This is a genomic window from Stomatobaculum sp., from assembly GCF_057248925.1.
On record NZ_DBHIHF010000001.1, the window covers coordinates 1 to 18684 of the forward strand.

Consider the following 18684-nt stretch of genomic DNA (forward strand, 5'->3'; position numbering starts at 1 on the left):
CGGTCTCGCCGCCCTGCAGGGCACCGAAGTCTCCGAAGAGAAGCTTACTCACGTCGAAGCTGTCGCTGACCGGCGTAACCGGCTGCCAGATTGCATAGAGTGTGACGGTTCCGTTGTTCTGCGTTGTGAGATTCAGCACGTTGTCACCGTCGTTCAAGTCGACCGTCGTGCCGCTCGTCGTGCGGCTCCACCCCGCAAAGTAGTAGCCGGGGTTCGTATAGCCGTTTGTTGTAAGTGCGCGTGTTTGGTCATAGACATGAGTGGAATCCGCCGTCGAGCCGCTTGCGCTTGTCGCATTTTTATCATACTTCACAGTATACGCATTCGGTGCATAGACCGCACGTATGGTCAGCGGACCCGTGACCGGGTTTCCGAAGGTGAAGGTACTGTGATTTGCGTCGTTCTCCCAGTGGTCAAAGTGGTAACCGGTTTTATTCTCCGGCGCGGTCGGCGCATTCAGCACCGTGCCGTGCGTCATCTGCGCACCGCCGTTGTTAAAGATGACCTCATTCGCATGCGGTGCGTCTGCCGATGCGGAGTCGAGCACTTTGACCGGGTAGGTATTGATCTCCCAGACCGCGGTCAGCGTGAGATTCGCTCTGACAGAGCTTCCGACAAACTGGAACTGTGTGCCGTCCGGCGCCTTCCAGTGCTTAAAGTGATAGCCGTAGCGCTCTCCCGCCGGGGAGGTCGCAACGCCTGCCGCATTGTTCTGTACCGGCGGCTCGGTCACGCGGTCGCCGTAGCGATGCGTCTGGGTCGGCGGCGTAAAGCTGCCCTGATCCGGATCGAAGGTAACCGTGTAACGCGGCAAGGTATAGGTATTCTCAAAACTTGCCTGTGTATCGGTCACCGCTGCGCCGCTCGTCGGATCGATGTGCGAAATGGTTCGGACTGCCGTCAGGCCGTTGCCGAGTCCGGCACCCGTCTGCGTCACCACGTAGGTAATCGTATAGACCTTCGCATCGTAGCCGTAATACTGGGCACTTCCTGCGTTCTCCTTTAACGTATAGACATAGGTGCCGGGCATCGTAAATGTCAGATTGCCGCTTGTAAAGGTAGCACCCGCTGTCGCATTGACCGTCGCATCCGGGGAGCCCGGTGTAATCAGCGAGAGGTCATTGGAGGAAAGCGTATAGTTCACAACCGGGTTCTGCCCCGGCGTCTCATCGCGAGAGCTCTCTTTCGCGGAACCGGTCGGCATCGGCTCTGCCGTCACATGTGCTGCCGTAAACGAAGTGCCGGTCAGCGTGAAGCTGAAGTTCTCTGCAGTGAGCGGAGCGCGCTGACCGTCCGGCAGGAGGCCGTAATCGCCCTTTAAGAGTTTCTCGATGCTGAAGCTATCCGTCGCCGGCGTCACCGGTCTCCAGACCGCGTAGAGTGTTAAGTCTCCGTCAATCTTGCCGGTCTTAATCGCAGCGCTCGCCGCATACGCGGTACCTGTGCCGTCCGGCTTTGTGTTCCAGCCGTCAAAGTAGTAGCCTGCACGGACTAACTGTGTGTCTACGCCCGCCGTTCCCGCTGAACTCTTCGCCGTCGTCTCATCCGTGTGCGCATCCGCGCCCGCGGCTGTCGTAGACGGGTAGAGCTGTTCACCGTTTGCCGAGATGCTGCCGCTGTCCGCGCCGTTGCTGTCGTACTTCACATCGGCCCAGACTGTGACCTTTACATCCTTGGTAATCAGTTCTCCGTAACCGTCGTCCGTTGTGAGTCGCACAGTTGTGATACCTGTCTTCTGTGGCGTCAATGTACCGCTTACCGTGCCGCTGCCGGTCGCCGTCACGAGGTCCGTCGGCGCGCCCGTCTGAATCGCATAGTTCACGACCGGGTTCGTCGGATCCACCGGGTTCGTGAGTGTCGGCGTCACCGTGGTCGCGGCATCGCCTACGTGGAGTACCTGGTCCGCGAGGTCAAGCTGCGGCACGTTATAGTAGCCCGCGTTTACATTGGGAAGATTAAACTGTCTCGCCGGAATATCTGCCATCACCGTGACCGTTGCAAGATCTGTATTCCGGTCAAAGCGAGAACTCACACTCGGATCGCTGCCCTGATCCTTTTTGACCAGCTTTCTCGCAGGCGATACCCCGGAACGGTCAGCCCAGACCGTCCAGTTGCCTTCGTGCGGAACGTAGAGACTGTAATACCCTAAGCCGTTGGTTCCGTTGGCAAACACCTGATTGTTGTCGTTTCGCAGCACTTCCGTGACACCGTCCGCCTCGCGAAGACGCATTTGGATGCCGCTCAGATAGCTGTCTGTCCCGGCATCATACACCGAGTTAAAATCGGTATCCTGGAAGACATATCCATTCAAGGTCAAGTCTCGCAAAATATAGCGCAGTGTATTGCTGGACTGTCCGCTTGCACCGTAAAACGGTGTCGGGTTCGTGCCCATACGGAAGTTTCCGTAGGTCACGATATAATCATCCATGTTGAGAATCTTATTTTTTCGCTCGTGCAACTGATAGCGAAGCGTGACCGATGCCTTTCTTCCCGCCGGCATGTTGCTCACATTCACCTTGACCATGGTAATATCGGCATCTGCAGGTTTGGCCGTGGTCCAGGTTGCAGCCTTTGCACCGGTGTAGCCGTTTGCTGCCGGGTTCGGGTCCGTCGTATACGAAATCGTGTAATTGAGACCCGTGAGCGCCGATGCATCGACACCATAGTAATCCATGGCAAATTGCGCTGCCGGGGTGGTCTGCGTCGTTCCGCCGCTTTGGTAACTGAACTGCTCTCCCTTCTTCGGCACCGGGATATAAATCTCCCAGTCGTTGGTCGGGTTCACATCGTCACTGGTGAGAAAAACCTTCGCACTGAAAATGTTCGGGTTGTTGTTCAAGTCTCGGCTCTCCACGACCGTTGCGCTCTCCGCAAAGGGCTTGGTTGCCTGCGCAAACGCGAGTAAGCCTAGTGCCGTCACCTGGTTGATCTTGTGCGTCGTGTCGTTTGCGGCATAGAGCATCTCCGCTTCGTTCGCACTCGCACCTGCCTTTGCAGCCGTCGCATTTCCGAACTGCGCGCCGCGCGGTCCGTCCTGTACCAACTGCCGGTTCTCATTGTTTGTCTCGACCGTGACATCGTCCGCATTGCCGCCGTTCCCGTCGCGGTTTGCGTCAAACTTGGTGTCGAGCCAAACGCCGGGCAGCGGCTTTACATTGACCGGATCTGCGGAATAACCCGCCTGCAATCGGAAATTTAATTGATAGGAAGTTCCCGTCCAAAGAGAGCCGTTGCTGCTGCCCAGATAGCGGCCGAGTAAAGAGAGTTCCGAATCCGGCGTCTGGTCCATGGAAACAACAAGAACACCGTAATCCGCATGACCGGACTCACCGGCCCCTGTTCCGGCAGGCACAAAATTCACGCTTGCACTGCTCTGCCCCCATACCCACGATCCCGCGGGATTTTTCTGATAGGCCTTAACCACCATGCTGCCGTCAACATAGGTAAAGCTCTTGTCGACCTTAATATAATAAGTCGGACGTATCTTCAAATTCTTACTGAGCGCATAGTTATACGTACTCGGCGTGAGTGCAAAGGGCAGCTCTCCGGCAACGGAGAGTTCCCGTCCCTGATAGGTCGTAATTCCCTGGTAGTTCAGTGAGTTCTGTAAAAAGCCGACATTGACCTGCTGTCCCGCAATTCGCTCGGAAGCGCCTTCCACCGTGAAGCGGTTCGCATCTGTGGTCATATCGTCGCCGTAGACATTCTCAAAGTGGAGTTTTGCCTTGACGGTCAGCTTATCGTAGTTCGCATCACTGTCTTTTTCGCTCAGCGAACCGACCGGGATCGTGGTGCCCGGATATTTTTTCGGAATGTCTTGTTTTACCAAGGAGAGACCGACCGTCGGCAGGAGTCCGTTTCCGCCGACCGAACCGTCCGCCGCCATCTTGGTATTGTTGACACCCCAGTTGAGTTCGTTTGGGAAACTGATCTTGAGCGCCGTGATGTAGGGGCCGTTTTTGACATCGACACCGGGAATCACATAATGGAGTCGTCCGTTAAAACCACTCGTCGCCTGTCCCATCAGGGTGTCTTCAATGTGCTTGGTCGTTCCGTCCGAAAGCGTCGCATCGATGATAAAGTTCTGATAAGTTCTGGAATACTGCACGCCGAAACTGATCGCATTGACCAGCGAAAGCAGCCTGGGACTAGTTCCGGAAAAATCCAGACTTGCATTCTGGTAATAAATCTCCGGCTGCGCGCTATTGGTATATGTCACGCCGGTATTATCTACCTCGATGCGTGTGAGCTCCAGTTCTCGGTAATTGACTTCATTCGGGGTTGTGCGTCCGAGTCCCTGCCCTATGGCATTGACTTTGTAGAGCGTCCGATTCAAATCCGTCGCAGCGCCCGGCGGGAAAAAATCCTGTCCGAGTCTGGATTCGTCAATCACAGACCAGGGATTCACATAGTAGTCGAGATCCAACACGGAAATTCCCTTGGCGCTGTCTCCGAGAATTAATTTCGCTGAATTTCCGTTCGCCTTTCGCGCCGTACCGTGATATTGGCTGATGCCGTGAATCGTGGTATCTTGCGGCGGATTGTGATCCACCACTTCACTTTTATAATCGCTGTAGCGACAATAGAGCGCATTGGAGTATCTCAGCTGCTTCGGCAAATCCGCGGCACCCGCGGTTCCGACCACCGCATCGTAATTCATGTGCCCCGGATATACCTTCTGGGTGAAAAAACGATAATTCTGCTTGTTTCCGCCCACCGTATTGCTCTTTACGCTGTTGATGTTCTCGAGCGCAACCACCATTCCGGTAAAATAACCGGTTCCGAGCTGATTTGCGATTGCCTTTAAATCGTAGACCTTGCCGTCAAACGGACCGTTGTCATTTGCATTTGTGAATACTGTCTCTCGCGTATTCGAATAACGCGAAATACCATCCTTTAAGTAGGCCGGATCCTCGGAGTTAATGCCCTCTGCTGCGAGGTCGTGGTAGGTTCCATTTTGATCCGTAACACCGAGGAGACGTAAATCGGATTTTTCGAGATACTCTGCGAGCGTGACGGCATCTCCCGCGATTTCCATGACAACCGGATCATAGTTCGGCTGTCCGAATGCAATCGGTGCGCCGTTCGCATCTACGTTGTAGTCCATCGTATCCGGATACTTGACCACACCGAAGAGGCCGAAGGCGTTAATCTCCGGATGTTTATTGACCTCCATCGGATTCAAGCCGTCTATGACCGCGCGAAGATTGTCCGAGAGGTGGCGTGTTCTGATTTTGAACTCCTTAGCAAACTGCGCCTCTCCGTTCTCTGCCGCAATCTGATCGGAGGTAACGCTCCGCTGAATCTTTGCCTCGTAGTTATCCGGGATATCGGTGCCGTCCGAAAGGCGGTGATGATAGGCGCGGAGCTTATAGGTAAACCAGTTCTTATCATTGCCCGCCCCCCACTGCCAGAGGCTGTAACTTCCTTTGTGGTTATAGTCGTACTTCTTCTTAAAGACTTCAATGCGGGAAATATACTTCCGGTTGCCCGCCGCATCGGCATCCGCAAAGGTGTAGTCCGTAATGCCGCTGCCGTCTATGACGGACTCGGTAACGGTCTGCCCTGCGTAGCTGATGCTCTGTGGCGTGTAAGTCGGATACTCGTTTCCCGGTACCAGCGTTCTCACTTCTACCTGCCCCGTCACGGCATCCTTGATGTAGAGCCGATAGCTGAGCCCGTATTTCGGATCGAGTCCCAAGTTATTCAGGTAATACGGGGCAAGTGCTTCCTCGTAATCATACTTGACGGAAAGATTGTCCTGAATTTTAAACGCATCGTCCGCATCGTCAAAGCGGAACGAAGCCTTCAATTCCTCGGTGTCGGCATACTCCGGAGAAGTCGTGCTGTACTGGGGAACAGAGTTCAGCACCGTCGGAATATAATCGGCTCCGAGCGTATGATCCAGGATATCGTTTCTCAAACGTATGGGTGTGGTTCCCTGTACTAAGGTAAACTTAAGCGGGGAACCTTCGGTCTTTGCCTTTGCACCGAAGTTCGTGTTATCCGGCTGCTCCAGATAGGAACCGGATGCAGCTGTATAAGTCGTATTCGCCCAGTTGCCTTCATAGAGACGGTTATAATACATCATCGGATAATAGCGCAGATGGAAAGTACCCGGCTTTCGATAGATGTCCGCATAGCTGAGTTGCGATCCCGGAACCGCTTCACGATATGCATTGGCCGTCACCTGCTGGTTATAGAGCGATACGCCGTTGATGGTCAGGTCGCGAATATTTCCGCCGATTGCAAAGGTATTGCGGTCCCCGATATTCGTCCACGGAAGCTCGATTCCGTCATCGGTCTTGTAAGCCCAATAGAGCACACCGCCCTGGTCAAAACGCACGCCCTCATCCGGTAAGACAAAGTGGATTCTTGTTCCGTCCGCAAGATAGCCCTCGTCCTTGTGCACCGTAATTTCAAATCCCTTGCGTCTCCAAGGCCCTTTGAGTCCCATATTTGCATCGCCGAGGATGTAGTAGGCATTGTCCTCTGCCGATGCGCGATAATCCTGGCTCGTCTTGACATTGCGCCCTACCATGTTTCCGGCAAAGGTTGCATTTGCGCTTTGGGCACCGGTTATCTCGCCGGGCATAAAGGTCTGACTGTCCGAGAGATTCGTAACGGTAACCGTCGGATTACCATGGACTGTTGTGAGCTTCAACTCCGCGGTCTTGTCGTGATCTCCGCTATTCAAGGCATAGAGTGTCGGCGGCTTGCTCGGATCGGTAGAACGGTAATTGTTGATAATGCGCATGCGGAACGGCAATTCACCGCCGGAGATCGGCAGCTCATTGATGAGTTTATTGGCATCCTGTGTGACGGTAATCTGACCGCTGACGCTCGCGGTTGTCGGGGTCGGAATGCCCACAAGGACCGTGCTGCCGTCTGCCTGACGGGCACTCGAAAATGACACGCCGTTTAGACTCGGAATTCCGTTTAAGTTAAAGCCGGACGGAATCCAGAGTTCCATCGCAAGGTTGTTTCTGACAAGATCCGAGACTTCACTCGGGCGAAACGCAAACTGCACGCTGAAAATACGCTCGCCGTACTTGCCGATGGCAAAATCCGCGGGCGTTTTCAAGACTGCATTCGCAGGATCCAGTTTGACATAGTTATTGCTCGCCGTGAGACTGGCATCTTCCACCGGTCCCGTCCAGGCCGCATATCCGCCGGTAGCCTGGCGAAATGCGCTGTACGGTGTCGCAAGCAACATATTTCGGAAGAGCGCATTGCTCATTGAGGCATTGGAGCCAGAGGCGCGGAGCGCACTGAGTGAAAACAGTTGCGTACCGGCACTGAGTACCGGCCTGTCATCAACGAGCTCGGCATCTTCGGTATAATCCTCCTCTTCGTCTTCATCCCGACTGCTAATCAACGGAATGTAGCTTCCCCACCGAGGGGCCGCAAATGTCTGAAGCGGTAACCCCTCCAATCCGAGGAGCAGCGCAAGAAGCAATGCGAGCGCACGCTTCCAGTACTTTCGACATCCTTCTTTCATCAAAACCTCCTTGTTGCACGGCAATACCACCGCATTATACATTTAATCTAATATTAATTTTTATCATAGTTTTATACGACTGTCCACCGTAAAGTAGACCAAAAATATCAAAAAAGGCGGAGATGTTGTTATGGCAACATCTCCGCTGAACTGTATCCTTTTCTACTGCCTCATTTACTGCTCTCTTCGCTTTTCTTCTGTGAAGAATACAAAGGTTGTGCTTGCTTCTCCCGTTCTCGGTAGGCGACGTTTTTTCTTTCGTCTGCCCTTCTCCGGGGTATCCTCAGTATATTTCTGTCTTTGCCGTCCCCGCGTGTCACTCTGCGCTACGGTCTCTGCCGTCTGCCTGCTCTCCTCCTCTCCGTTCTCCTCGGTCGGCTTTTCTTCCGTTGTCACGGGTGTAACCGGTACAGCCGGTGTAATCGGCTTGGCCGTCGGTTTCCCGCCGCCCTTTCCGCCGGTTCCGCCACCGCCGCCGCCGATGTTGTCGGGACTGTATTTGTACTCATACTCCGCTACCAGTGTGATGTCGTCATAGACCGGCGCATTGAAGTCATACGGCTGTCCGTTTAAATACCAGCCGATGAACTTGCTCTCGGTGCGGAGCATACGCTGCGCAGGATCCTTACCGTGCTCTCCCTCCTTGACCGACTGCTGCGGAATCCGCATCCAGGAACCGTTCGGATCAAAGGTGATGGTGTAGTAGGGTTTCTCGAACTCATTCGTGAAGACCGCCTCATTCACCGCCTGGCCTCTCTTCTCCATGGTCCGGGTCGCATTCAGAACAGAACCGCTCTGGGTGACCACATAGGTCACGGTCACAGGCTCCGTGTCAAACGTGAAACCCTTTCTGCCGAGCGGAAGCTCCCGAATCTCGTAGACATAGGTTCCCGGAAGGCGGAAGCTAATGTCTCCGAACTCTCCGGTTCCCGCGCCCTGAATTTCGAGCCGCATCTCCTGATTACTTCCCGCTGCGAGCGGCATCGGGAGAACCCCTGCCGCCTCCGGTGCTGTCGTGCTGACCGCGCGGAGCAGGAAGGTAAAGGTCCCCGCATTGTGCGGTGTGCCGCCGGTAATGATTTTTTGCACCGGCGGATCGTGAAGGACTGCCGGGCTCGCCGGATTCCAGACCGCATAGAGGGTCACGGTAACTCCGTCCGAAGTCGTGAGATTCGTAACCGGCTGACCGTCCGCATAATCAGGCGTCGTTGCGCCCGGCGTGCGGCTCCAGCCCCCGAAGGTATAGCCCGGACGCGCGTACTGATTCGGCGGAAGCGGGTTGGTATCTCCGCCGCCGAAGTGCGAATCTGTCATGCTGCCGACGGAATGCGGCGTGCCGGAATCGTAGCGCACTGTATAGCGCTTCTGCCGGTAGACCGCGTGAATCGTGAGATCCCCGGTCAGCGGCTCGTCGAAGTTGTAAGTCGAGCCGTCCGGTTTTGCCCAGTGGTCAAAGATAAAGTTTGTCTTGTTGTCCGGACGCGCAGGCTCGGTCGGCGTACTGCCGTGCACGGCATTCGTGTCTTGCGTGATGATCTGATTCTGATGTCCCGGGTCGGCATCCGGCGCATCCTGCACCGTCACCGTATAGTGACGAAGCGTCCATCCGGCTGTCAGAATCAGGTTGCCGGTCACCGGTGTCGCAAAGTTCACCGGGCTGCCGTCCGGGTTCTGCCAGCCGCCGAAATCATAGCCCGTGCGGGAACCCGCCGGAGAGCCGCCGACCGTGGGCGGTGCAATCACCGGGTCGCCGTAGACAATGACCTGCGGTGCCGGGGTTACGCTGCCGCCGTTCGACTGGAAGCTCACGGTATAGCGCGGCAGGAGGTAATCATTCGTAAAGGCCGGAGCTGTCGCCGTCGTATAGGCAACCGGTGCCGAGAAGGCACCTCCCGCCGTCTGCTTCTCAACCGTCACGCTGCCGTTCATCACCGTTCCGGCCCGCGTGATGTGATAGGTCAGCCGATACACTGCCGCATCATATGTGTAACTGCCCTGTACAGCCGCCGGGCTGCCGGCAAGCGCTGTGCCCGCAAGCTCGCGGAGCTCATAGACATAGTCGCCCGCAAACAGGAAGCGAATCGAACCGAGTTGTTCCGTGCCGTCCCCCGTATGCGTCACGGTGTAGGTCTGTGCGCCGTGTGTATTGGCCGGCATCGGCAGCGTTGTCATGCCCGGCACAGTCGTGCTGACAGCCTTCAGCTCAAAGCGGAAGGTCTCCGGTGTCAGCGGTGTGGTCTCACCGGTCAGCAATGTCCGGTGTGCCTCTCCGCCAAGGATCTTCGTGAGTGCCGGGTCGTGGTCAAACGGCGTCACGGCTGTCCAGAGCGCATAGAGGCGCACGGTCGCACCGTTGGTCGTCGTCAGGTTGTTGACCGAAGCACTGTCATAGTAAGCGGGTGTCGTCGCGGTTGGCGTGAGGCCCCAGCCCATGAACTGATAACCCGGACGGCTAAACTGGTTTGCAGGCAGGTTCTGCGCCGTATCGTAAGTCATGTTCAGGTTCGGCATGCTGCCGTTCACGGTCGCGCCGCCTGCGTTCGGCTCAAAACTCACCGTATACGTATTCGGCGTATAAACCGCATGTACCGTCGTATCGCCGGTTACCGGGGACCCGAAGGTATAAGCCGTGTTGTTCTGGTCTTCCCAGTGGTCGAAGTGGTAACCGGTCTTGTTCTCCGGCTGCACCGGTGCCGTGAGACTCGTGTCCCCGTGTGCAACATTGTTATGCTGTGCGAGCTGATTGTTTTGGTGCCCCGCATCTGCATCCGGCGCATCCTGCACTGTAACGGTGTAGCGGTTAATCTCCCACTTTGCGTGAAGAGTCGTGTTCGCATGAATCGGCGTCGAGCCAAACGCGAACTGCGTTCCCGCAGCATCCGTCCAGTAGAGGAAGTGGTAGCCTGTCTTCTCTCCTGCCGGGGAGGTCGGGACGCCCACTGCGTTGTTCTGAACCGGCGGTACCGTCGCATAGTCGCCGTAGCGCACGCTCTCGTTTGCCGGCGTGTGGCTGCCGCCCTCAGCGTCGTACTGCACCGTAAGGCGCGGCAGGGTGTAGCGGTTCTCAAACTGCAGCTCGGTCGCCGCTGTGCTTGCAGCTCCACTCTGTTTGGTAATGCTTCGCGTCACTGCAAGCGAATTGCCGGTTCCCGCGCCGAGCGCGCCAGCGCTCTGTGTCACCGTAAAGGTAATCGTGTAGACGGCGGGATCGTAGCTGTAGTACTGTGCGGAACCCGCGGTCTCCTTTAGGGTATAGACATAGGTGCCCGGGAAGCTAAAGGTAAAGAGGCCTGCCGGGAAGTTTGCAACCGCTGCCGCTCCTGCGGTCGCCGCTTGGCTGCCCGCACTCGGAACCTGCAGCTGCGCGCTCGGAAGCGCATAGCCCATGGTTCCGGCCCCCGGGGTCACCGTGATGCCCGAAGCGGCACCGCCGCCCGGAACCACCGGAAGCACCGTCGTAGCGCCCGCCGGGGTCGTGACCGACTGTAATACAAAGCGGAAGGTATCCGGCACCAGGGGTGCGGTTTCGCCGCCCTGCAGGGAACCGAAGTCTCCGAACAAAAGCTTACTCACATCGAAGCTGTCGCTGACCGGCGTAACCGGCTGCCAGACAGCATAGAGCGTCACCGTTCCGTTGTTCTGCGTCGTCAGATTCAGCACGTTGTCGCCGTCGTTCAAGTCGACCGTCGTGCCGCCCGCCGTGCGGCTCCAGCCCGCAAAGTAATAGCCGGGGTTCGTATAGCCGTTTGCGGTGAGCGCTCTCGTCTGATCGTAGACATGGGCGGAATCCGCCGTCGTGCCGGACGCGCTTGCCGCGTTCTTATCGTACTTCACCGTATACGCATTCGGTGCATAGACCGCGCGAATTGTGAGCGGTCCCGTGACCGGGTTTCCGAAGGTAAAAGTACTGTGATCCGCGTCATTCTCCCAGTGGTCAAAGTGGTAGCCGGTCTTATTCTCCGGCGCAGTCGGCGCGTTCAGCACCGTGCCATGCGTCATTTGTGCCCCGCCGTTGTCAAAGATGACCTCGTTCGCGTGCGGCGCATCTGCCGATGCGGAGTCCAGCACCTTGACCGGGTAGGTATTAATTTCCCAGCCTGCGGTCAACGTGAGATTCGCTCTGACAGAGCTTCCGACAAACTGGAACTGTGTGCCGTCCGGTGCCTTCCAGTGCTTAAAGTGATAGCCGTAGCGCTCTCCCGCCGGAGAGGTCGCAACGCCTGCCGCATTGTTCTGTACCGGCGGCTCTGATACGCGGTCGCCGTAGCGATGCGTCTGTGCCGGAGGCGTAAAGCTGCCCTGATCCGGATCGAAGGTCACCGTGTAGCGCGGCAGCTGATAGGTATTTTCAAAGCTTGCCGACTGGACATTAACCGCCGCTCCGCTTACAGGATCCTGGTAGCTAATCGTCCGAACAAAACTCAGCGCATTGCCGAGACCGCTGCCGCTCTGGGTCACCACATAGGTAATCGTGTAGACGCGGGCGTTATAGCCGTAGTACTGTGCGCTGCCCGCCTCTTCCTTGAGAGTGTAAACATAGGTGCCGGGCATCGTGAAGCTAAAGTTGCCGCTCGCGAAGGTGACGCCCGCTGTCGCATTCTCGGTTAACACCGGGGAACCCGGGGTAATTAACGAGAGGTCGCCGCTCGGAAGCGTATACTTGACCACAGGATTCTGTCCCGGGGTCTCGTCGCGGGAGCTTTCCTTCGCGGAACCGGTCGGCATCGGTTCCGCCGTCACATGCGCTGCCGTAAACGAAGTGCCGGTCAGCGTGAAGCTGAAGTTCTCTGCGGTGAGCGGGGCGCGCTGACCGTCCGGCAGGAGGCCGTAGTCGCCCTTTAAGAGTTTCTCGATGTTGAAGCTGTCGGTCGCCGGGGGCACCGGTCTCCAGACTGCGTAGAGCGTGAGATCACCGTCAATCTTTCCGGTCTTAATCGCAGCGCCCGCCGCATAAGCAGTGCCGGTGCCGTCAGGCTTTGTATTCCAACCATCAAAGTAGTAGCCCGCGCGGACTAACTGCGTGTCCACGCCTGCCGTTCCCGCCGAACTCTTCGCTGTCGTCTCATCCGTGTGCGCATCCGCGCCCGCGGCCGTTGTCGACGGATAGAGCTGTTCGCCGTTTGCCGAGATGCTGCCGCTGTCCGCACCGTTTCCGTCGTACTTTACATCGGCCCAGACTGTGACTTTTACATCTTTGGTAATCAGTTCTCCGTAGCCGTCGTCCGTTGTGAGTCGCACGGTCGTGATGCCTGTCTTTTGCGGTGTCAACGTGCCGCTCACCGCGCCGCTGCCGGTCGCTGTCACGAGGTCTGTCGGCGCACCGGTCGCAATCCCGTAGTTGACGACAGGATTCGCGGGATCCACCGGACTCAGAAGGCTCGGCGTCACAGTCGTCGCGCTGTCCCCGACATGCAGAACCTGGTCCGCTAGGTCAAGCTGCGGCACGTTATAAAATCCCGCATTCACGTTGGGAAGATTATATCTGCCTGCCGGGACATCTGCCGTGACGGTCACCGCAGCAAGATTTGTGTTCCGGTCAAAGCGGGAGTTGATGGTCTGATCGATTCCCTGATCTTTCTTGACGAGTTTCCGGAGCGGACTTAGCAGCGAGCTGTCCGTCTGTACAACCCAGTTGCCCTCGTGCGGCACATTGAGCTTATAGTAACCGCTCCCGTTGGTCGCTGTTACCAGTGTCTGGTTGTTATCGCTTCGAAGTACGTCGGTCACGCCGTCCGCTTCGAGCAGTTTCATCCGGACGGTGGCAAGTAGCGCCTCTGTCCCCGCGTCATACAAAGAATTGAAGTTTGCGTCCTGGAAGGCATATCCGTCCAGTGTCAGGTCTGTGAGCAGAAATTCGAGCTTATTGCTCGCCTGACCCGCCGCACCGTAGAACGGCGTGGGGCTCGTGCCCATGTGGAAGTTTCCGTAAGCAACCACGGCGTCCAGCCGGTCAAGAAGCTTATTCTTCCTCTCATGCAGCTGATACTGCAGCGTGACCGAAGCCTTTCTGCCCGGCGGCATGTTGGTGACACTCAGCTTCACCATGGTGATATCGGCATCCGCCGGTTTGGTCGTGGTCCAGGCGGCTGCCTTTGCACTGGTATAGCCGTTTGCGGCCGGGTTCGGATCCGTCGTATACGAGACCGTGTAGTTGAGTCCCGTGAGTGTCGAAGTGTCGACTCCGTAGTAATCCATGCTGAACTGCGCTGCCGGTGTTGTCTGTGCCACACCGCCGCTCTGATAGCTGTACTGCTCTCCCGCCTTCGGCACCGGAATATAGATTTCCCAGTCGTTGGTCGGATTCGTGTCGTCACTGGTCAGGAATACCTTCGCGTTAAAGATGTTCGGATTGTTGTTGAGGTCTCTGCTCTGAACACGGGTCGAACTCTCTTGGAAGGGCTTGTTTGCCTGTGCGAGGGCAAGCAGACCGAGCGCCGTCACCTGGTTGATCTTATGCGTCGTGTCGTTTGCGGCATAGAGCATTTCCGCTTCGTTTGCACTCGCCCCGGCCTTGGCTGCCGTCGCATTTCCGAACTGCGCCCCGCGTGGCGCGTCCTGCACCAACTGATTGTTGTCGTTTGTGGTCTCGACATCTACCCCCTGTGCGTTGCCGCCGTTGCCGTCGCGGTTGGCATCAAACTTGGTATCAAGCCAGACACCCGGCACCGGTTTCAGAACCACCGGGTCTGCAGAGTAGTCCGCCTGGAGCTTAAATCTGACATTGTAGTTCCAACCGTACATACCGGACGCAAAATTTTGATTCGGAAGTCCGAGTTCACTCTCCGGCGACTGATCGGTCGTAATGACGAGTACACCGTAATCCGTATGGCCGGACTGACCTGCCCCGGTGCCCGCCGGGATAAAATTGACCCCGATATCGTGAACCACGTTCCAACCGGCTCCGCTGCCTGAAGGATTGGTGCTGTAAGCCTGGACCTCCGCACTGTTATCGACATAGGTAAAGCTCTTATCGATTTTCAAATAATAGGTCGGGCGAGCCTTGAGCCCTTTTGCTGTGACCAGATTTCTTGTGTCCGCATTCGGCGCAAAGGGCAGGCGTCCGCTTACCGTGAGCTCGCGTCCCTGATAGGTATTTGTACTTCCGTAACCGAGTTGGTTTAACAGATACGGCACTTCCACCCGCTGTGAGGCAATGCGATTGCTCGCTCCTTCGGTCGCAAAGTGACTGAGATCTGTGGTCAAATCATCTCCGTAAATGTTCTCGTAGTGAAGCTTCGCCTTGACCGTCAGTTTGTCGTACTTCGGATCACTGTCTTTTTCACTGAGGGAACCGACCGCAATCGCAGTGCCCGGATAATACTTCGGAATATCCTGCTCCACCAGAGAGAGTCCTACACTCGGCAATACACGGTTTCCGCCCGTGCCACCGTAGTCCTCCATTTTACTGGTATTGGTGCCCCAATTTCGCTCATTCGGAAAACTAACTTTGAGCGCTGTGATATACGGACCGTTTTTCACATCGACACCGGGAATTATATAGTGAACACGCCCCTGGCGACCGGAATTATAGATATTCGAGTAATAAGCGGTATCCTCAATGTGTTTCACGGTCCCATCTGAGAGGGTCGCATCCAAGATAAAATCTTGATAGGTTTTAGGATCATGAACCTGAAAACTCACTGCATTGGTCAGCGACAACAATCGCGGACTCGTACCGGCAAAATCAAGACTCGCATTCTGATACGAAATCTCCGGGGTGCTGATACCGGTATTATCGACTTCAATCCGGGTCAGTTCCAGTTCCCGTGAACCCGGAATGGGACCGGCACTCCCCGTTCCCTGACCGATGGTGTTGATTTTGTAGCGTGAGCGATTCAGATAACTCTGCCATGCGGAATTCAGAAACTCTTCTCCGTAATGCGTCTTATCACTTCCTGCCCAAGGATTCACATAGTAGTCCTGATCCAATACGGAAATTCCCTTGGCGCTGCCGCCGACGACCAGGGTCGCAGATCTTCCGTTCGACTTCTTCGCAGAACCATGTGTGGGGCTGATGCCGTGAATGGTACTGTCTTGCGCCGGGTTATGATTCACCTGTTCGCTCTTGTAATCGCTATAGAGACAGTACAGCATGCTTGTAAACGTTAAGGTCTTCGGTAAATCCGACGCGCCTCCGGTTCCGACTGCCCCATCGTAATTCAGATGTCCCGGATAGACTTTTTGAACAAAGAAATTATATTGCTGAAATCCGTTCGTGATATTGCTACGGAACGAATTAATCTGATCCGCAGCCATGACGACGCGTGTCGCATACGGTGTGCCAAGCGCCTGGCAAATGGCATTCAAATCATAAACCCTGCCGTTGAAACTGCCGTAGTCATTGGAAGTGGAAAACACGCTCTCTGCCGTATCGGAATACATGGAGTGCCCGTCTTTCAAATAGGTCGCTTGCTCCGGGTCGATGCCTTCCTGCTGCAGGTCGTGATAAGTTCCCGCACTGTCCCAGATACCAAGCAGACGCAAATCCGATTTTTCCATATATTCGGTCAGCGTGACGGCATCTCCCGCAATTTCGATCACAACCGGGTCATATCCAGTTGCACCGAACGGGATTGTCTGCCCCGTGCTGTCCACGTTGTAATCCATCGTATTCGGATTCTTAACGATGCGGAAGCCGCCGAACATATTGATTTCCGAATGGCGGTTCACCTCCATTGTGCCGCCGTGGGTACTCTGTACCCACACATTGTCCGCCAAATGGCGCGTTTTGACCTTAAATTCTCTGGTAAAGGGCTGTCCGCCGTTCTCCGCGAGAATCTGCTTCGATGCAACTTTACGCACTACCTTTGCCTCATAGTTGTCCGGAATGTCCGTGCCGTCCGAAAGGCGGTGATGATACGCGCGCATCTTAAAGGTGAACCAGTTCTTATGCTCTCCACCGAACGGGGAATTAGCGGCAAAGAAAGAAAAACTACCGCGCTGGTTATATTCGTACTCTTTTTTGAACACCTCAACGCGGGCAATGTACTTCTTGTTTCCCGGCAGATTCGCATCGGCAAAGGTATAGTCTGTCATACCGGTACCATCAATTACCGTCTCCGTTACCGTCTGTCCGTCGTAACTGATAGACTGCGGTGTATAGTTCGGATAGACATCTCCCGGAACCAGGGTTCGAATTTCTACCTGTCCGGTCTGTGCATCCTTTACATAGAGTCGATAGCCGAGCCCGTATTCCGGTGCCAGTCCAAGCTGATTCAAATAGACCGGCGAGAGTGCTTCTTCGTAGTCATAGGTGATGGATAAATCATCCTGAATCTGAAACCCGTTGCTGTCATCATCAAAGCGAAAACCGGATTTCACTTCTTCGGAATCCGTATATTCGGGCGATGCCGCACTGTACTGCGGCACAGCATCCAGATTGTATCTTAAATAATTTCCGCCATAGGTCATATCCAGATAGTCATAGGCCGTCTTGATTCTGACCGGATCGGTGCCCTGTACAAAGTGAAAGTGCAGCGGTGTGCCGCTGTCCTGCTTCGTCGCACCGTAGGCGGTATTGTCCGCATATTCAATCGTCGATCCGGTCGCTGCCGTGTAGTCCGTGTTCGTCCAGCTTCCCTGATAAAGACGATTGTAGTGCACCAGCGGATAATATTTGACATGGAATGTACCCGGTTTCCGGAAAATATCAATATAGCTTAAGCCCGAACCCGGGACAGCTTCCTGAAAATTTCCGCTCGTCATACGGGAATAAAGGGAACGCAAATCAACCACAACATCCCGGTTTCCGGGTGTCGGCGGATCCTGAAAGATACCGATTCGATTCCATTCAAGCTGGTAGCCGTCATCCGTCACATAAGTCCAGGCAGCGGTTCCGCCCTGTTCAAAGAGCGTCCCCTCTTCCGGAAGAACCATGTGAATGGTTGCTTTTTCGCCGAGATAGCCCTCGGTCTTATGAACCTTAAATTCAAGCGCCTTGCGCGGAAAATTCGGATTCGTACCGCCGAAACCATAGGTAATCCAGCCCCCCATGCCGAGTGAAGCCAAGGCATCTTCCGTCGCCGAAGTTTCACGGTCCGTCATGGAAATCATACGGCGTCCCACCGGAGTGCCGGCGGGACTTCCCGCATTCACATTAACCACACCTGCTACCTCCCCCGGCATAAAGGTATAGCTGTCAGAGGGATTGCTAAAGGTCATCGTCGGATTTGATGCAGAAGTATTGAATACAAGTGCGGTCGTTTTGTCGTGATCACCGCTATCCAGTGTATAAAGGGTCGGCGGTGCAGCGGGATTGGTCGATCCGTAGTTATTAATGAGGCGCATTCGAATCGGCAATTCTCCCTGACTCAGCGGAAGATCCTTAATCAGTCGACTCGGATCCTGCACAAGGGTGATCTGTCCGCTCACGCTGGCAGTCGTCGGATCCGGCTTTGCGGTGAGTACCCAACTGCCGTCCGCAAGGCGACGCGAAGAGAAATTGACACCGGTAAGGCTCGGCGTACCGCTCAGATCGAGGCCGGCCGGAATCCAGAGTTCCATAACCAGGTTATTGCGAACCGTATCCGAAATCTCACTCGGCCGGAAGGCAAACTGCACGCTGAAGGTTCTGGAATTATACTTTCCGATGACAAAGTCGGAAGGCGTATGAAACACCGCATTTGCGGGATCGAGCTTCAAGTAATTATTCCCCGCTGTGATGGTGCCGTCTTCTACCGCCCCTGTCCACGGTGCATAACCGCCCGCTGCCTGTCGGAACGCACTGTAGGGGGTTGCGAGCAACATATTCCCAAACAGCGCATTGCTCATAGACGCATTCGAACCGGAGGCACGCAAGCCTCCCGCGGAGAATAGCTGCATCCGCGCACCAAGCGGTCTGTCATCCAGTAGCTCGGCGTCCTCGGTGTAGTCCTCCTCTTCGTCCTCATCCTGACTTCGAACCAAAGGAATATAGCTGTCTCGCCCAATGGCAGCCATGGTTTGTAGCGGCATTCCCTCCAAAGTCAAAATCAATGCTGTCAAAACGGCCAGGGCCCGTCTTCCGACCTTCCGACATCCCTTCAACATGAAAACCTCCCACCTGCATCACGCGCAAAGCTCTCTGAAAACGACTTGCATTCGCGCGTATATTTTTAAAATTATTTTAACTTTTCTTTTCATTTTCTTCAAGCGAAAGCAATGATTTGAAGCAAGTATACAAAAAAACACATAAAAAGAGGCAC

Annotated in this window: 2 protein-coding genes; both read right to left on the reverse strand. The window is 55.5% G+C overall.

Annotation, left to right across the window (positions count from 1 at the left end):
- Nucleotides 1-7501 (reverse strand): InlB B-repeat-containing protein (locus ACO4XG_RS00005; RefSeq protein ID WP_485129621.1); only part of this gene is annotated, 7501 nt, incomplete at its 3' end.
- A gap of 174 nt (nt 7502-7675) precedes the next feature.
- A complete protein-coding gene (locus ACO4XG_RS00010; RefSeq protein WP_485129622.1) occupies nt 7676-18529 on the reverse strand; it encodes an InlB B-repeat-containing protein in 10854 nt (3617 codons plus the stop codon).
- Nucleotides 18530-18684 lie beyond the last annotated feature (155 nt).

Coding starts and splice junctions, on each gene's coding strand:
- ACO4XG_RS00010 (WP_485129622.1), bottom strand. CDS start 18,529: ATGTTGAAGGGATGTCGGAAGGTCGGAAGACGGGCCCTGGCCGTTTTG.